We start from the raw sequence: 306 nt of genomic DNA, 5'->3' as shown, positions 1-306 counted from the left end.
TCGGCGAGTTTTTTGGGTTAGATGAAGATACTCATATCTGGCGGTATTTTCGTGAACATTGGCGAAATTATTTTCCAGGTATCGGCTCAAGAAGCCAATTTTCAAAGCAAGCAGCAAACTTATGGGCAGTAAAACAGCAGTTGCAAAAACGAGTCACTATGGCACTGGGAACAATCACGGACCCACTCCATATTGTCGATGCTTTTCCTTTACCCGTGAGCCACTTTAAACGAGCAAAAAGCTGTAGCCGTTTTAAAGGAGAGGCAAACTACGGTTATTGTGCTTCAAAAAGTGAAACTTATTATG

1 pseudogene is annotated in these 306 nt (G+C 41.8%); it reads left to right on the top strand.

Annotation, left to right across the window (positions count from 1 at the left end):
• A pseudogene (locus ACQ96U_RS27170) lies at window positions 1-306 on the top strand (IS982 family transposase); the annotation flags it as partial.

It is taken from the genome of Zooshikella sp. RANM57, assembly GCF_050749885.1.
Classification (GTDB): Bacteria; Pseudomonadota; Gammaproteobacteria; order Pseudomonadales; family Zooshikellaceae; genus Zooshikella.
The sequence above is the reverse complement of the archived record's forward strand: the minus strand, read 5'-3'. Positions and strand labels throughout refer to the sequence as shown.